Raw genomic sequence first — 13,748 nt, 5'->3', positions numbered from 1 at the left:
GAACTCAGAAGAACTCCTCCCATAAATGGCAGGAGTTTTTTTCTTGATTTTAAAGGGCAACAAGAAAGGTGCTATACTAAAAGGTGCGATTAAAGATTATTAGTAATAAAGGAGCAATCATCATGATTTATATGTATGTCGGACTCGCCGGAATGTTAGGCAGCATGCTGAGATACTGGATAGGGATCAGCCTGTTTGTGGAGAATGTTTTTCCGTACGGCACATTGGCCTGCAATCTGGCCGGCAGCTTTATGCTTGCCTGGCTGACAACCAGTGTATTCAATAAAATGAAAGTCACTCCTGAGCTTATGGCCGCTATTGGCACGGGTTTTGTCGGATCATTCACGACTTTCTCAACTTTAAGTGTGGAAACTGTCGATTTATTTAACAAGGGACATGCAAACCTCGGAATCCTTTATATCATCTTCAGCATGATCGGCGGACTGTTTTTTAGCCGGCTTGGATTCAGGATAGCTAAGGAGGAGGGAGCCATATGAGTATTTTCCATTTTGCACTGGTAGGCATTGGCGGATTTTTCGGGAGCATGGCCCGGTTTGCCATAAGCCGGAAATATAACAGCATAGAGAAAACCCTTCCTATTGGAACGATCATCGTCAATTTGTCTGGTGCCTTCTTGCTTGGCCTGCTGACAGGAGCTCATCTGGATCAGAATTATCTTTTATTCGCCGGCACCGGGTTTATGGGTGCCTTTACCACCTTTTCAACGTTAAAGCTTGAAACCATGCAGCTGCATATCGGACAAAAGAAAAAAGCACTTATCCTGTACATTGGCATTACATATGTTTTCGGAATTTTCCTCGCCTTTCTAGGCTATCTGACAGGGAATAATATTTAATGATCTTCGGCTATCCAAAGAGGATAGCCGTTTTTTTATTGACTAATTACAAACAAAATTATATATTGTTTGTATAATAATCAACTAAGTTTATGATTGTTTATTAATCAACATACGGGTCATTGGAGGTATTTGAATGCGGGATACATCTGCAAGCCTTTGGGAGGCAAGTCTTGAGGAAATAAAAAAAGGATACAAAGAAGAGGAAGAGAGCTTTCTTTGCTTGTTATGCGGTGAGAAATTTGAAAAGGGTGTTGTTTATCCATATGAAGACCGCTTGTATGAAGCAGAGAGATATACGCGGCTTCATATCGAGAGATCACATTCCTCGGTGTTTGACTATTTGCTGGGTCTTGACAAGAAATGGACCGGGCTGACAGAGCATCAGAGCCAGCTTTTGAAATTGTTCTATAAGGGAATGGCGGATAAAGAGGTGCAGGCCGAAATGGGCATCGGAAGCGCTTCTACCATCAGGCATCATCGTTTTGCTCTAAAGGAAAAAGAGAGGCAGGCGAAAACATTCCTTGCAATCATGGAGCTCTTGCGAGAAAAGGACCAGTATGCGCCGGCTTTTGTACCACCTCATAAACATGCATCAATGGTTGATGACAGATATGCCATTACAGAGGAAGAACAGCAGAAAATCGTCGATAAATTCTTTCCCGGAGGCATTGCAGGCGGCCTTGAAAAATTTCCGCCAAAAGAAAAACAGCGGCTGGCAGTGATAAGAGAGATCAGCAAGTTTCTGGAGGCTGGCAAAGTGTACAGGGAAAAAGAGTTAAACAGCATTATAGAGGCCATTTATAAAGACTATGCTCTGATCAGAAGATATTTGATTGAATATGGCCTGCTGGACAGAAAGGCCGATGGAAGCGCCTATTGGCTGAAAAAATAAAAGATGGGGGAAAGAATCATGGACCGGAAAAAGGAACTGAAAAATCAATTCATGGAAGTGCCAGTGGAAGCAGGTGTCTTTCAAATAAAAAATAAACACAGCCAAAAAATGTTTATTGGAAGCACTAGAAATATTAAGACATTGAACGGTCTGAAATTCAGTCTGGAAACAGGGTCCTATGTTAATAAGCCTCTTCAGGAAGATTGGAGGAGATTTGGGAAGGATGCTTTCGAAATCTCGGTGCTTGAGGTTCTAAAGCCGATTGACGACCCGTATTACAGTGAAAAGGAAGCACTCGCAGAGCTTGAGAAGAAATGGCATGAGCATTTCCAGCCTTATGGCGAAAAAGGGTATCACACCCGGCCCAAATAAATAAAGAAGAGGTCTCCCTCTCCATTATTTATTCGTCTTCATCTTTCCAGGTCTGGACATTGTCTGTTTCCAGTATACCAAGTGTGGCATCGCCGATATCGGTATCTGTCAGCAGCAGGTCGCGGACCCTGAATTTGATATCATCAGCATCTGCTAGTGAGAGGCCAGCCCTAAGCTCAATGTAGCTTTCTACATGGAAGCGCCTGCCTTCCTGCAGGATGCGCATATCCATGATATCCACCACATCAGGATCGGAAAGGATCATATCTGCTACACGGTCCTCAACGACTTTCGGGGCGGCTACCCCGATCAGTCCGATGGTATTTTCATAGCCGATTTTAACAGCAATCCCTGTGAGCAGTAAGCCGATCAGTATCGTTCCGACCCCATCCAGAAAATAAAAACCGGTAAAATGAGCAAGCAGGATGGAGACAAGGGCAAGCAGTGCGCCAAATGTGGCAATCAGGTCTTCATAAAACACAAGTCTGGTAGGCGGTGATGCCAGTCCATTATTCTTGAAAGCAGTCGTAACAATGGCAAAGCCTTTGGCCTCACTGCGGGTTTCATGATTGATTTCCTTCATCGCCTTTAATAGAATGAAGCCGTCAACCCCTATTGCGAGAAGCATGATGGCAATATTAAGCAGGATATTGGTGGACTCTTTTGGGTGCTGGATCAGCTCCCAGCCTTTGTGGATTGTTTCATAGGCCATGATTGCGATGACGATCACCGCAACGAGCACAAACAGGTTGACAACACGCCCAAAGCCGGTCGGGAATCTTTTCGTCGGCTCCTTTTCAGCAAGGGCACTGCCAATGAATACAAAGCCCTGATTGAGGGCATCTGCTGCAGAGTGCAGCGTGGTTGCAAGCATTGTACCGCTGCCGCTTATGGCAGCAGCTATCCCTTTGGCAATCGTAAGCACAGTATTGCCGATTGCAGCGATGCCGGATGATTTGTTTCCTTTTTTCAATAATTGGATAAAAGACATCTTTTCACCTCTCCACTTTTTCCAAATGGTTTGTCCACTATTTAGCTTAACCATCTGGCTTTGATTTATCATTTTTGAACATTTAATGGACAGAAGGGCTAATAGATTGCCACCGGCCAAAAATGACAGTAAAATAAGAACTAACTATAACGTGCCGGTAAGGGGGTGATTCATTTGGGAACGAGCAATTAAAGCAGCTTGGCTTTTCAACAGCAACCTATGATGCAAGGGGTTCTGTAAACTATTACACCAAATTTAGTTTGCTGAAACCTGTACGTTCTAAATTGAATTGCCGCTGCAGCCTGGCCGGGATTCGGCTTAAGTAATGGATTAAAGGCTGCTGCCGACACCAGCGCCTTACTAGTCTTAAAAAAACATGAGTGAAAAAATATTTCTCCTGACTTGCCTGATCAACTGCCAGGGGATAAGCAGCGGTCATGACCCTAATTTTCCAGGAGGTGTACGCCTTACTTTGTAAGGCTATTCATTGACCACTATTAACTTGATCATTTTTGCTATTTTAATTGCATTGACCGCCTTTTTCGTAGCGACGGAATTTGCAATCGTTAAAGTAAGATCTTCTAAGATTGACCAGCTTATTGCAGAAGGGAAAAACGGGTCACTGGCTGCAAAAAAAGTCGTGACACATCTTGATGAGTATCTCTCTGCCTGCCAGCTCGGCATTACCGTGACAGCACTGGGCATCGGGTGGGTAGGGGAATCGACATTTGAAGTTATCCTGCACCCTGTTCTTGAATATTTCCAAGTAAGCGAATCGCTTTCCCATATTCTGACTCTGGCATTTGCGTTTGCTATTGCCACTTTCCTGCATGTTGTCGTAGGGGAGCTTGCACCAAAGACTCTTGCCATTCAAAAGGCTGAAAAAATCACATTGCTCTTTGCGAGGCCCATCATCTGGTTTTACCGCCTGATGTATCCTTTCATCTGGTTCCTGAACGGGTCTGCCCGTTTGCTAGTCGGTCTTTTTGGCCTGAAACCGGCATCCGAGCATGAGCTTGCCCATTCAGAGGAAGAACTTCGCCTGCTTTTGTCAGAAAGCTATAAGAGCGGGGAAATCAACCAGAACGAACTGAAATACGTTAACAATATCTTCGAATTCGATGAAAGAGTTGCAAAAGAGATCATGGTGCCGCGCACCGAAATGATTACGATCAGTATTGAAGATAACTTTGAAGAAATCATGCTAACGGTGGAAGAGGAGAATTATACCCGCTATCCTGTTGTCAATGGAGATAAAGATCATATCATCGGCTATGTAAATGTGAAGGAATTTCTCACTGCAAAAATCCTTGATGACGGTATGATCCACGAACTGTCCGAGTTCGTCAAGCCTGTCATGCATGTGATTGAAAATATACCGATTCATGATCTGCTCGTTAAGATGCAGAAAGAACGGACCCATATTGCGATCATTATGGATGAGTATGGAGGAACATCAGGACTCGTTACGGTAGAAGATATTCTTGAGGAAATCGTTGGAGAAATCAGGGATGAATTTGATGACGATGAAGTTCCTGAAATCCGGAAGGTGAAGGAAGATGAATACATCCTTGATGCCAAAATGCTGCTTGAGGACGTGAACGACCTTCTTGGAATTGAACTGTTAAGTGATGATATCGATACGATTGGCGGCTGGGTCCTTTCGCAGGTTTTCGATGCTGAAGTAGGAACAGAAGTGGAAGCAGAAGGGTTTATTTTCAAAATTACAGAAAAAGACGGGCACCAGGTCCTATATATTGAAGTAAAGAGAGTTTCATAGCATGATAAAAAGGATGCAGCCTTAAGGTGCATCCTTTATGCTTAGAGAAAAAGCAGGTCAGCTGACGCGGGCCTGCTTTGTTTGTTTTGGGGCAATTTCTTTGACGCCCAGTATATCCAGCAGAAACATAAATACAGGAATTCCGACGATCAGACCCCAAATTCCGAAGAAATGCTCTGAGAAGATAAGTACAATGAAGGTATAAAAAACCGGAAGTTCTGTTTTGGAAGACATCAGCTTCGGGTTAAGGATATAAGCTTCAATAGCATGAATGACCATAACGACCAGGATGATGTAGCCGACGAGCATGAATCCGCCTATGGAATAGGCTATAATGGTCAGCGGAATCATAGAGATAATGACACCTGCCACAGGGATGAGCCCCAGGACTAATACCATCAAAGAAAGGGCTACCAGCTGCGGGAAGTCCATGATCCATAGAGCCAATGTCGTCAGGAGGCAGTTAACGATGGCGATTACAAACTGAGCTTCAATGACTTTTCCGAATGTCATGGAGAATTTCCTCGAGAAATATTCGATTTCATCATAAAAAGCAGCGACTTTGCTCGTCTTGAATTTTAAGGTGAAATCTATCAGTTTCTTCTTTTCAAGAAGGAAAAACAGGCTTAGCAGCAGGGATATCAGTACTTGCATGCCGATTTTACTTATATCGGTAAAATATTTCAGCAAAAACGTAAATCCTTGCTCAAGATATTTGTTGATATCATTTTGTTCAATGAACAATACAATATAATTGATGAATCCATTTTCATGGGGGTGCAGATAAAACGCCTGCAGCTGGGCAATCAATTGTGTTACTTCCCGTGATATGACAGGCAAATAATTTATTGCCGCGAGTGTCAGTCCTCCAATTAAAACGAGGTATAAAAACATTACCACCAGGGGCCGGTTAAGGTTCCACTTGTCTGTAAGCAGGGTGGTCAGCCGGTCCATTAAAAAGGAAAAAATAAAGGTCAGCAGGATGATATTGATCATGCTGTGCAGTGATATGAGGAGCAAGAGGATGATTGCAAAAATGATAATCCGCTTTGCACCAGTCTTAACCCAAATATTTCTCCAGTTTTCCATTCATGTGCTCCCTCTGATTCTTATTAAACAGCAGCTGTTATATAAGAAATATAAAATGATATTACTATTCAATTATAGCATCTAAACTCTCCAATACTAGCTTTCCAGACTCTGCAGAAAACTATTTTTTAAAGTTGAAGGAATATCTCTCTAATAAAAGATACGCACTGGAACATTCGTTCATTCACTATCTGTAAAATTATAAAAAGCTGTTATTTATATGGATAAGATAACCCGGCTCATACAATAGAACTAGGAAAATTTGTAACATAAATGTAAAAAATCCTTCGTTAAGCATACAGAAATCTTCTTAAAAAGCATATAAGCTATTCGTATATAAAAGAGAAGGGGGATCGGCTCTTGGAAGAAATTTCGCAGAAAATAGTCTGTCCTTGCTGTTCCCGCGGGACTGTACAAAAAAGAAGGCTATTAAGTAAGATACTATCCTTGCCAGTCCAGGGTAAATCGGCAGGATGGCTGACCGAAAGCATCGAGGACTTTCTGCTTTCTGAAAGTATACCGCTTGATAAACTCATGGAGATTCGTAAAGAACTGACTGCATCAATTGCAAAACAAAGGAACCTTCACGGAACTGTCAAAATACTTGACCGGTATTTTACAAGTGCCAATCGCTGTTTTTATTGCTGCCATTCTTTTTAGCAAATGGTCTGCTTTGATTCATAGAGCAAGAGGAGTAAAAATTATACAATATTGCATATTCAGCCGTTAAACCAGTGATTAATGAAGCAATCTGTTCTTAATTTGATTGAAAAAAACAGCAATCGGGAAGAACTCCTCCCAGATGTTATTTGATACACTGAATAAAACGCAAGGAGGAGGTTCAATATGTACATTGAAATGACCACTCAGCTGCGAGTGGCAGATATAAAAAGAGGCCGGGCCTGGTATACCATACTTCTCAACAGAGCGCCTGACTTTATTCCGCATGAAGGGTTTGCCGAGTGGGAGCTTGTGCCTGGCAGCTGGCTGCAGCTGGCCTCAGGGAATACTGCAGAAGGAAGCGGGCCTATCCGCCTCGGAGTCAAGAATATTGAAGCAGAAAGACAGCGGCTGATGGATGAATTAAATATAGAGCCCTTTTTAATACAGTCGCGGAGCAGGGTACCTGTAAAATGGGGCACTTTTACGGATCCCTGGGGAAATATGCTGGGCCTTTTTGAATATCGGGATAAATCAGAAGAAAAGAAACGCCTGCAAGAAATATGGGGACTTACGGTATAAAGCAGAGTGAATATCCTCTGTTTTTTTCTTTGCTCTTTTTTTCGTCGAAAAAGAAGGACTTATACATTTATTATCGAAATGCATATTGATATAGCAGTATTTGGGAGGTACAAGGAAGGAAAATGAAGAAGTGGATTGGTTCAGCTGGTGTTTGTATTGAAAATGGTAAACTGCTGATGGTCCTGCAGGGAACCCCTGATGAAGAAAAACGCTGGTCAGTTCCCTCCGGCGGGCAGGAGCAGGGAGAGCGCAGTGAGGAATGCTGTATCAGGGAAGTGCTGGAGGAGACAGGATATTTGGCAAAAATCATCCGTCCTTTGTTCGTGAAAGAGACTGAACTTTCGGAAGTGAGTTATTTTGAAATTAAAATAGCCGGCGGCAGCCCTGTTATCCAGGACCCTGATGGACTTATTTATGATATATCCTGGATTGGCGCAGAAGAGCTTGAGAGGATCCCGCTTTCTTTTCCTGAGGACAGGGAGTTTCTGCTTAAGCTGTTTGGGAAGCAAGAACTCCTGGAAAAGGTATAGAAAGAGAGAGGCCCAATGAAAGTGAATAGAAAAATCCATATTATCGGCTCTGTTGGAAGCGGCAAAACAACTTTGGCCAGAAAGTTATCTGCCCAGGTCGGAATTCCCTATTATGAACTGGACAATGTGGTATGGGAAAGAGGGCCACAAGGTGACAGGCGAAGGACTGAAAAGGAAAGGGATGCTCTTTTGCAGGAAATTATTGCCTCTGACAACTGGATTATTGAAGGGGTGCACCACACCTGGATCATGGAAAGCCTTAGGCAGGCAGATCAGATTATTCTGCTGGATCCCCCTTATAGCCAAAGAACCTATAGGATCATTAAACGGTTCATTAAGCAAAAGCTTCATATGGAAAAAGCAAACTACAAGCCGACATTTAAAATGTTCAGGAAAATGTTCAGATGGAACCGGTATTTTGAAACAATAAGCAAGCCGGAAATAGTGGAACTGCTAAAACCATATGAGGAAAAGCTGTATGTTTTGGAGGGGGATAAGAAAATGCCTGAAATAATGGAGGTGCTGATATGAATCTGATGCTGATCCTGCTGGCAATGCTGTCTTCCGCAGGCTTTCTGTATTACTGGGGCCAGATTGAAGGCTCAGATGATCAATAAAGAGATGGTGAAGAAGAGGTATGCTTTCAGGAATGTCATCTGGGTCTTTGCTCTCTTGCTGCTGACAGGCTGTCATGATCAGAAATATGGTGAGCTGACACGGATCGATATTATTGAGAAGGGAAAGGAAAAGGAACATATCCAGGTGGATGAAGAATTGATAAACATAGAGAAGAAAATGTCCCAGATAGAATGGGTACCGAACATGAAGCCAGAAATGGAAAGAGAACTGGATGCCGAGGCGCATTTCTTTTTTACAGAGGACAAAAATGAACCTGAAACTATAGCCACATACCATATATGGTTCAATGGCAAGAATGCAGAAATACTCAGCAATGACAAGCGGGAGGGCTTTGGCAGGTTAGAAAATGGCAGCGATGATTTAAAAAAGCTGTTAATAGGAGGATAAAAAAGAAGAATCCCAGCATAAAGGGATTCTTAACTATGTTCCAGCCACATAATGGCCAGATAGTAGGCAAACATGGTAAGCAGTCCGACCGGGACCCCGAACCTTGCCCATTCCTTGCTGGTGATTTTCAGCTTCCCGGCAGAGATGATGTTAGGGATATTCCCGGGAATCAGCATGCCGCCGGAAATCAGAAGCCCGAGAAGGATGGACTGAATCGTAAAATGGTCCATGGAAGGGCTGATTTCTGCTGCTGCAAGTGTGGCGTTGTCAAGGATGGCCGATATCATGTTGACCCAATAAAGAAGAAATGGGCTCTGGCCGATCAGATAATGCTTGATCAGCGGCTCAAAGCCTGCGCCAAGGAAGGTTAGCCCCATGACAAACAGGTAAACTTTCATGCTTCTTGCCAATATTTCTTCATATGTTTCACTTCCGGATTCTTTGCGGAAGCTTCCGGGCCGTTTTTCAGGAGGCTGGATAAGGAGCATGGCCATAATCGCTAATGCAAGGAGGGCTGCGATTACCTCCGGTCCAATCAGCTTTACCAGGAAAAAAAAGTCCTCATTCAGCTTTGAAATGGCTATGGTCGATAAAGGTTCTCCGATCGGCGTAAGGGCAGCCCCCAGGCCGATGGAAAAGCATGACAGCACCGTGAAGCGAACCTCTGCCTGCCGTTCAAGCCGGAGAGCGCCGACAATCAGGACGAGCACCAGGGCGGCAATGATTGCAGTGATAATGCTGGAAACGAGTCCCAGCACGACAACCGTCATAGCGGAAAAAAGCCTGAATGGCATTCTTCTGCTTATCCCCATGATGATCCTTTCTAGCGGCCGCTTCAGCCATTTGAACAGCAGACCAGCCGCCAGCACAGCCGCAGTGATTTTAACCGGGTCGCCGGCAGCCTTCAAAAATAACTCCCCATTGAATATCCCGCTTATAAAAGCCGCAAGAATTCCCATCGCAAAGAGGAAAATCTCCAGATTGTGCTCCACAGCTTTCAGCGTAAATGGCAGCAGCAGAACAAGAAAAAAGATTAAAATTAAACCGGTCATGATCATCTGCCCATTCTTGTTTAGATTGTCCCTTAAAAGAAGGAACAGCCTATATATATGCAGCCGGAAGGACAAACTTTCATGATAAAGGCAAATCAGCCGGAACCAATTGAAAAAGGAAGACAGCTTTAGCGGCCTTCCTTTTTCCCTATGATCCCATAGAAAAAAATATTTGTAATATCCTCAGTCAGCGGCAAAGCCTTGCTGTATACATCCTCACGCTGAAAATAGTCCTTCATCATCTGTACATAGAACAGCATGCTTTCAAACGAAAGATCAGGATTGATATATCCTTGTTCACGCCCTTGCTTGAACAGCTCATTGAAAAGGGGGATGGCTTTTTCCTCGTAGATTTTTTCTATATAATTGCCTTCCTCGGAATACTCCTTCATTAAGTAATGATAAAACTCTTCATGGATACCATTGGCATTTTCCTTTTTATTGAAAATGATTTTTTTCACTTTCTCAGGGAATGCTGCTGCACTGCCGATTAGCTGCTCAAATTCACTGGTAGCTTTGTCAACATAATAGAGGAATACCTCATGGATAAGCTGATGCTTGCTTTCAAAATAATTATAAATGGTCACTTGTGATACATGCGCTTCCTTCGCAATTTCTGATATGGAGACCTTATGAATTCCTGAGGCCATAAACAGTTTAAGGGCTGCCTCAAGTATGTGGCGCTGTTTTTGTTCTTTTCTGCGCTGAAAACCGTCCAATTTCTTCACCTCATTATTATTGTAATGAAATTTATGTAATATAACAAATAAAATAGTTCATAAACTCTTGTAAGAAGTAAAAATTATATGTATTATGAACTCAATCGATAAAAATAATTCATATCTTCATGTGGCAATAAGAACAGAAGCAGGGGGGAATGGAAATGGCAATTATAGAAACAAACAGCCTTGTAAAAAGGTTTGGGAAGTTTACAGCCTTGAATGAGATCAATATTGATGTGAATGAGGGGGAAGTTTACGGCTTCATTGGACCGAACGGAGCCGGGAAGTCCACCACGATTAAAATATTGCTTGGTATCCTGAAGGCAACCTCTGGGGAAGCAAGACTGTTTGGAAGGGATGCCTGGAAAGATGCTGTCGATATTCATAAAAAGATTGCCTATGTACCTGGAGATGTCAATTTATGGCCAAATCTTACAGGGGGAGAGGTAATAGACTTATTTGCCAGGCTAAGGGGAGCTCGCGATAAAAAGCGGACAAAGGAATTGCTGGAAAAATTCAACCTGGATCCTTCCAAAAAAAGCAGGACCTATTCAAAAGGCAATCGCCAAAAAGTCGCTCTTGTGTCAGCCTTTTCTTCAGACGCAGAGCTGTTTATCCTGGATGAACCGACTTCAGGACTTGACCCATTGATGGAAATCGTCTTTCAGGAATGCGTTATTGAAGCAAAAAATCAGGGGAAAAGCATCCTTTTATCAAGCCATATTCTTTCTGAGGTGGAAAAGCTGTGCGACCGGGTCGGCATCATAAGACAGGGAGAAATCATTGAAACGGGTTCACTTGCCAAGCTCCGCCACCTGACCCGCACACATTTGATTTTTCAAACCAGCAATGTCGTACCCGGTCTTGACAGCCTGAAAGGGGTTCATGAACTTAAGGCCGATGGAGGAAGTATTTCACTGAAGGCAGATGCTGAAGAACTCGGTGCAATTCTTCAATATATCAGCCAGTTTGGCATTTCTAAGCTTGAAAGCATGCCGCCGACATTAGAGGAATTGTTCATGCGCCATTATAAAGCTGCACCGAAGCAGGAGGGGAACTGAATGGTAAAGGGACTATTCAGCAGGACCGGGCTTTTAATCAAATTCCTGCTCAGGAGGGACAGGGTTAGGGCAGCCGTCTGGGTTTTAGCGCTTGCAGGGCTGACCGTAGCGACTGCTTCAGCTTTTACTGATTTATACAAGACAGATGCAGAACGCAAGGCCATTGCAGAAACGATGAAGAATCCGGCTATGACTGCGATGGTAGGACCGGGCTTTGGGCTGGAGAACTATACTGCCGGCCCGATGATGGCCCATCAGATGCTCCTGTTCACAAGCATCGCTGCAGCCATTATGAGCATCCTCCTGATGGCGAGGCATACACGCAATGATGAAGAAGAGGGAAGGATTGAGCTGATCCGTTCATTGCCTGTCGGCAGAATGGCCAATCTTACAGCAGCAGTCCTTGTTTTATTTGCTGTGAATATTGTTTTGGCCATTGTCACCGGTTTAGGACTTTACAGCCTGCAAATCGAGGGGATGGGGCTTGAAGGTTCAATGCTATATGGAGCTGCAATCGGTGCAGCAGGCATCTTTTTTGCAGGAGTCACTGCTTTGTTCGCCCAGCTTTCAGATAATACAAGGGGAACAGCCGGCTTGTCCCTTGCTGTTCTGGGCTTCGCCTACTTGATCCGCGCTATAGGGGATATAAGCGGAGGCAGCCTTTCCTGGTTTTCGCCGCTCGGGTGGGTAGTGTTCACTGAAGTATACGTAAATGACTTTTGGTTCCCTGTCATCCTTACAGTCATAGCGGGCGTCCTGATAACAGCAGCTGCGTTTTATTTCAATTTGAAACGCTATATTGATTCCGGGCTTCTGCCATCAAGACCGGGGAAGAAAAATGCCTCTCCGCTGCTATCCAGCCCATTTGCATTGGCTTTCCGGCTGCAGCGGACTGCCATAATTTCATGGGCAGCAGGTATGTTTATCCTTGGGGTTTCCTATGGATCTGTATTTGGAGATCTGGAGTCTTTTTTCACCCAAAATGAATTGCTCAAGAAAATGATTGACCCTTCCAGCGGTATATCACTGACAGAACAATTCATGTCAATGCTGATGTCCGTCATTTCTATGATCACTTGTATCCCGCCGCTGATCTTCTTTTTAAGGCTTAAGAGCGAGGAGAAAAACGGCAGAATTGATATTCTGCTGTCAAAACCGATTTCACGGCTCAGGCTGGTTGGAAGCTATTTCTGCCTATCCCTCATTTCTAGCGTTATCATGCAGATTCTTGCTATTTTTGGACTTTGGCTGGCGGCTGTGTCCGTTATGGAGGATCCGGTTGCATATGGAAGGATGCTGGGTGCCGGAATTGTATATTTGCCTGCTGTCTGGCTGATGGCAGGCGCGGCAGTCCTTTTGCTGGGATACCTCCCAAGGCTGACAGGGCTTATATGGATCATACTTGGCTATTCTTTTGTTATCGTATATTTAGGAAGCTTGCTTCAATTTCCCGAGTGGCTTGAAAAGCTGTCTCCATTTGGGTATGTTCCGTCCCTGCCCGCAGAAGAATTTAATTTGGGAGCTCTGCTTTTGCTGATAGGTGCAGCAGCTGTTTCGGCTCTTGCCGGCTTTACCGGCTATCGAAACAGAGACCTTGGCTAAAATAGAGTGAAGAAACGGATGGCTGGATACCGGCCCTCCGTTTTGTTTGTAAAATAGAATACCTCTAACAGCCGTACTAGCCGCACAAAGCTGCACCACAAATAAAATTCTTAAAAGGATGCCATATCAGGCAAAGACGCTGACAGCCTTCCCAAGTCCCTGCGCGGCCAGATGAAAGAAATTCTCCGCAATGCATACAGCCAAGGTTTTTATCAGTAATCAGGAGAGATAGGCAGCGACTTGTTCTTTATTGCCTGCATTTTTCTCTATAGAAGAATTTCAAAAAAAAAAAGCCTTCTTAGAAGGCTGGGGGAGAAATAGTATATTAGCGGTATTCATTCAATCCTGTCCCGAAAATATCAAATTCGGGAGCTGTTCCTTTTGTAGAAGGAGGGACGACAGAACTGCTTCCTGTTAGGCTGATAACCATTTTTTTGGGCTCAACTTCACCTGACCGAATGGCGGCTGCATCAGTTTCTGCCTTGAATGGGTTTTCGATCATTGACATCGCTGATTCAACTCCTCCTAAG

At 43.8% G+C, this 13,748-nt stretch carries 17 protein-coding genes; 12 read left to right on the top strand and 5 right to left on the bottom strand.

What is annotated here, in order from left to right:
- The first annotated feature begins 122 nt into the window (after positions 1-122).
- From crcB to Q9R36_RS22880, 4 genes are all read left to right on the top strand, one after another.
- On the top strand, positions 123-497 hold the full coding sequence (gene crcB / locus Q9R36_RS22895) for a fluoride efflux transporter CrcB (RefSeq protein WP_101547886.1): 375 nt from the start codon (positions 123-125) through the stop codon (positions 495-497).
- Positions 494-856, top strand: a complete 363-nt coding sequence (locus Q9R36_RS22890) for a fluoride efflux transporter FluC (RefSeq protein WP_101547885.1) — start codon at positions 494-496, stop codon at positions 854-856. Before crcB ends, Q9R36_RS22890 begins: the two co-directional genes overlap by 4 nt.
- 136 nt (positions 857-992) lie before the next feature.
- On the top strand, positions 993-1,751 hold the full coding sequence (locus tag Q9R36_RS22885; protein ID WP_101547884.1) for a DUF2087 domain-containing protein: 759 nt from the start codon (positions 993-995) through the stop codon (positions 1,749-1,751).
- Positions 1,752-1,769: 18 nt separating this feature from the next.
- Positions 1,770-2,123: a GIY-YIG nuclease family protein gene (locus Q9R36_RS22880; protein WP_101547883.1), complete on the top strand. Its 354-nt coding sequence runs from the start codon at positions 1,770-1,772 to the stop codon at positions 2,121-2,123.
- Positions 2,124-2,151: 28 nt separating this feature from the next.
- On the opposite strand, the gene Q9R36_RS22875 is transcribed toward Q9R36_RS22880, so the two are convergent.
- On the bottom strand, positions 2,152-3,114 hold the full coding sequence (locus Q9R36_RS22875) for a cation diffusion facilitator family transporter (RefSeq protein ID WP_101547882.1): 963 nt from the start codon (positions 3,112-3,114) through the stop codon (positions 2,152-2,154).
- Between the two features lie 487 nt (positions 3,115-3,601).
- Here Q9R36_RS22875 and Q9R36_RS22870 point away from each other — a divergent pair, with 487 nt between their 5' ends.
- Positions 3,602-4,894 (top strand): hemolysin family protein, encoded by a 1,293-nt coding sequence (locus Q9R36_RS22870; protein ID WP_311225925.1) that lies wholly within the window; start codon positions 3,602-3,604, stop codon positions 4,892-4,894.
- Between the two features lie 57 nt (positions 4,895-4,951).
- Here Q9R36_RS22870 and Q9R36_RS22865 read toward each other — a convergent pair whose 3' ends face one another.
- Positions 4,952-5,983, bottom strand: a complete 1,032-nt coding sequence (locus tag Q9R36_RS22865) for an AI-2E family transporter (RefSeq protein ID WP_257991187.1) — start codon at positions 5,981-5,983, stop codon at positions 4,952-4,954.
- A gap of 360 nt (positions 5,984-6,343) precedes the next feature.
- Between Q9R36_RS22865 and Q9R36_RS22860 the strand changes: the two genes are divergently transcribed.
- From Q9R36_RS22860 to Q9R36_RS22840, 5 genes are all read left to right on the top strand, one after another.
- The gene (locus Q9R36_RS22860) at positions 6,344-6,643 is read left to right on the top strand and encodes a hypothetical protein (protein WP_101547879.1); all 300 of its coding nucleotides are present in this window, start codon (positions 6,344-6,346) and stop codon (positions 6,641-6,643) included.
- A 186-nt stretch (positions 6,644-6,829) separates the two neighbouring features.
- On the top strand, positions 6,830-7,225 hold the full coding sequence (locus tag Q9R36_RS22855; RefSeq protein WP_101547878.1) for a VOC family protein: 396 nt from the start codon (positions 6,830-6,832) through the stop codon (positions 7,223-7,225).
- A 122-nt stretch (positions 7,226-7,347) separates the two neighbouring features.
- A complete protein-coding gene (locus tag Q9R36_RS22850; RefSeq protein ID WP_101547877.1) occupies positions 7,348-7,755 on the top strand; it encodes an NUDIX domain-containing protein in 408 nt (135 codons plus the stop codon).
- A gap of 15 nt (positions 7,756-7,770) precedes the next feature.
- Positions 7,771-8,286, top strand: a complete 516-nt coding sequence (locus Q9R36_RS22845; RefSeq protein ID WP_311225924.1) for an AAA family ATPase — start codon at positions 7,771-7,773, stop codon at positions 8,284-8,286.
- Positions 8,287-8,361: 75 nt separating this feature from the next.
- Positions 8,362-8,781, top strand: coding sequence for a hypothetical protein (locus tag Q9R36_RS22840; protein WP_311225923.1), 420 nt, complete (start codon positions 8,362-8,364; stop codon positions 8,779-8,781).
- Positions 8,782-8,810: 29 nt separating this feature from the next.
- Here the strand turns inward: Q9R36_RS22840 and Q9R36_RS22835 are convergent, their stop codons facing one another.
- A complete protein-coding gene (locus tag Q9R36_RS22835; protein WP_311225964.1) occupies positions 8,811-9,836 on the bottom strand; it encodes a DUF1646 family protein in 1,026 nt (341 codons plus the stop codon).
- A gap of 125 nt (positions 9,837-9,961) precedes the next feature.
- Positions 9,962-10,552 carry a TetR/AcrR family transcriptional regulator gene (locus tag Q9R36_RS22830; protein ID WP_257991182.1) on the bottom strand — a complete coding sequence of 197 codons (591 nt, stop codon included), beginning with the start codon at positions 10,550-10,552 and terminating at the stop codon, positions 9,962-9,964.
- Between the two features lie 164 nt (positions 10,553-10,716).
- On the opposite strand from Q9R36_RS22830, the gene Q9R36_RS22825 reads away from it, so the two are divergent.
- Together Q9R36_RS22825 and Q9R36_RS22820 are read left to right on the top strand one after the other, a co-directional pair.
- Positions 10,717-11,616 (top strand): ABC transporter ATP-binding protein, encoded by a 900-nt coding sequence (locus tag Q9R36_RS22825; protein WP_311225922.1) that lies wholly within the window; start codon positions 10,717-10,719, stop codon positions 11,614-11,616.
- On the top strand, positions 11,617-13,218 hold the full coding sequence (locus Q9R36_RS22820) for an ABC transporter permease (protein ID WP_311225921.1): 1,602 nt from the start codon (positions 11,617-11,619) through the stop codon (positions 13,216-13,218).
- A 325-nt stretch (positions 13,219-13,543) separates the two neighbouring features.
- Here Q9R36_RS22820 and Q9R36_RS22815 read toward each other — a convergent pair whose 3' ends face one another.
- The gene (locus Q9R36_RS22815; RefSeq protein ID WP_094767556.1) at positions 13,544-13,726 is read right to left on the bottom strand and encodes a hypothetical protein; all 183 of its coding nucleotides are present in this window, start codon (positions 13,724-13,726) and stop codon (positions 13,544-13,546) included.
- Positions 13,727-13,748 lie beyond the last annotated feature (22 nt).

It is taken from the genome of Bacillus sp. AG4(2022) (assembly GCF_031844465.1).
In the GTDB taxonomy this organism is placed as follows: domain Bacteria; phylum Bacillota; class Bacilli; order Bacillales; family Cytobacillaceae; genus Bacillus_AB; species Bacillus_AB infantis.
The sequence above is the reverse complement of the archived record's forward strand: the minus strand, read 5'-3'. Positions and strand labels throughout refer to the sequence as shown.

Bases quoted from the DNA above. Each gene is read 5' to 3' on its own strand.
- crcB (WP_101547886.1), top strand. From the start codon at position 123: ATGATTTATATGTATGTCGGACTCGCCGGAATGTTAGGCAGCATGCTG.
- Q9R36_RS22890 (WP_101547885.1), top strand. From the start codon at position 494: ATGAGTATTTTCCATTTTGCACTGGTAGGCATTGGCGGATTTTTCGGG.
- Q9R36_RS22885 (WP_101547884.1), top strand. From the start codon at position 993: ATGCGGGATACATCTGCAAGCCTTTGGGAGGCAAGTCTTGAGGAAATA.
- Q9R36_RS22880 (WP_101547883.1), top strand. From the start codon at position 1,770: ATGGACCGGAAAAAGGAACTGAAAAATCAATTCATGGAAGTGCCAGTG.
- Q9R36_RS22875 (WP_101547882.1), bottom strand. From the start codon at position 3,114: ATGTCTTTTATCCAATTATTGAAAAAAGGAAACAAATCATCCGGCATC.
- Q9R36_RS22865 (WP_257991187.1), bottom strand. From the start codon at position 5,983: ATGGAAAACTGGAGAAATATTTGGGTTAAGACTGGTGCAAAGCGGATT.
- Q9R36_RS22855 (WP_101547878.1), top strand. From the start codon at position 6,830: ATGTACATTGAAATGACCACTCAGCTGCGAGTGGCAGATATAAAAAGA.
- Q9R36_RS22850 (WP_101547877.1), top strand. From the start codon at position 7,348: ATGAAGAAGTGGATTGGTTCAGCTGGTGTTTGTATTGAAAATGGTAAA.
- Q9R36_RS22845 (WP_311225924.1), top strand. From the start codon at position 7,771: ATGAAAGTGAATAGAAAAATCCATATTATCGGCTCTGTTGGAAGCGGC.
- Q9R36_RS22840 (WP_311225923.1), top strand. From the start codon at position 8,362: ATGATCAATAAAGAGATGGTGAAGAAGAGGTATGCTTTCAGGAATGTC.
- Q9R36_RS22825 (WP_311225922.1), top strand. From the start codon at position 10,717: ATGGCAATTATAGAAACAAACAGCCTTGTAAAAAGGTTTGGGAAGTTT.
- Q9R36_RS22820 (WP_311225921.1), top strand. From the start codon at position 11,617: ATGGTAAAGGGACTATTCAGCAGGACCGGGCTTTTAATCAAATTCCTG.
- Q9R36_RS22815 (WP_094767556.1), bottom strand. From the start codon at position 13,726: ATGTCAATGATCGAAAACCCATTCAAGGCAGAAACTGATGCAGCCGCC.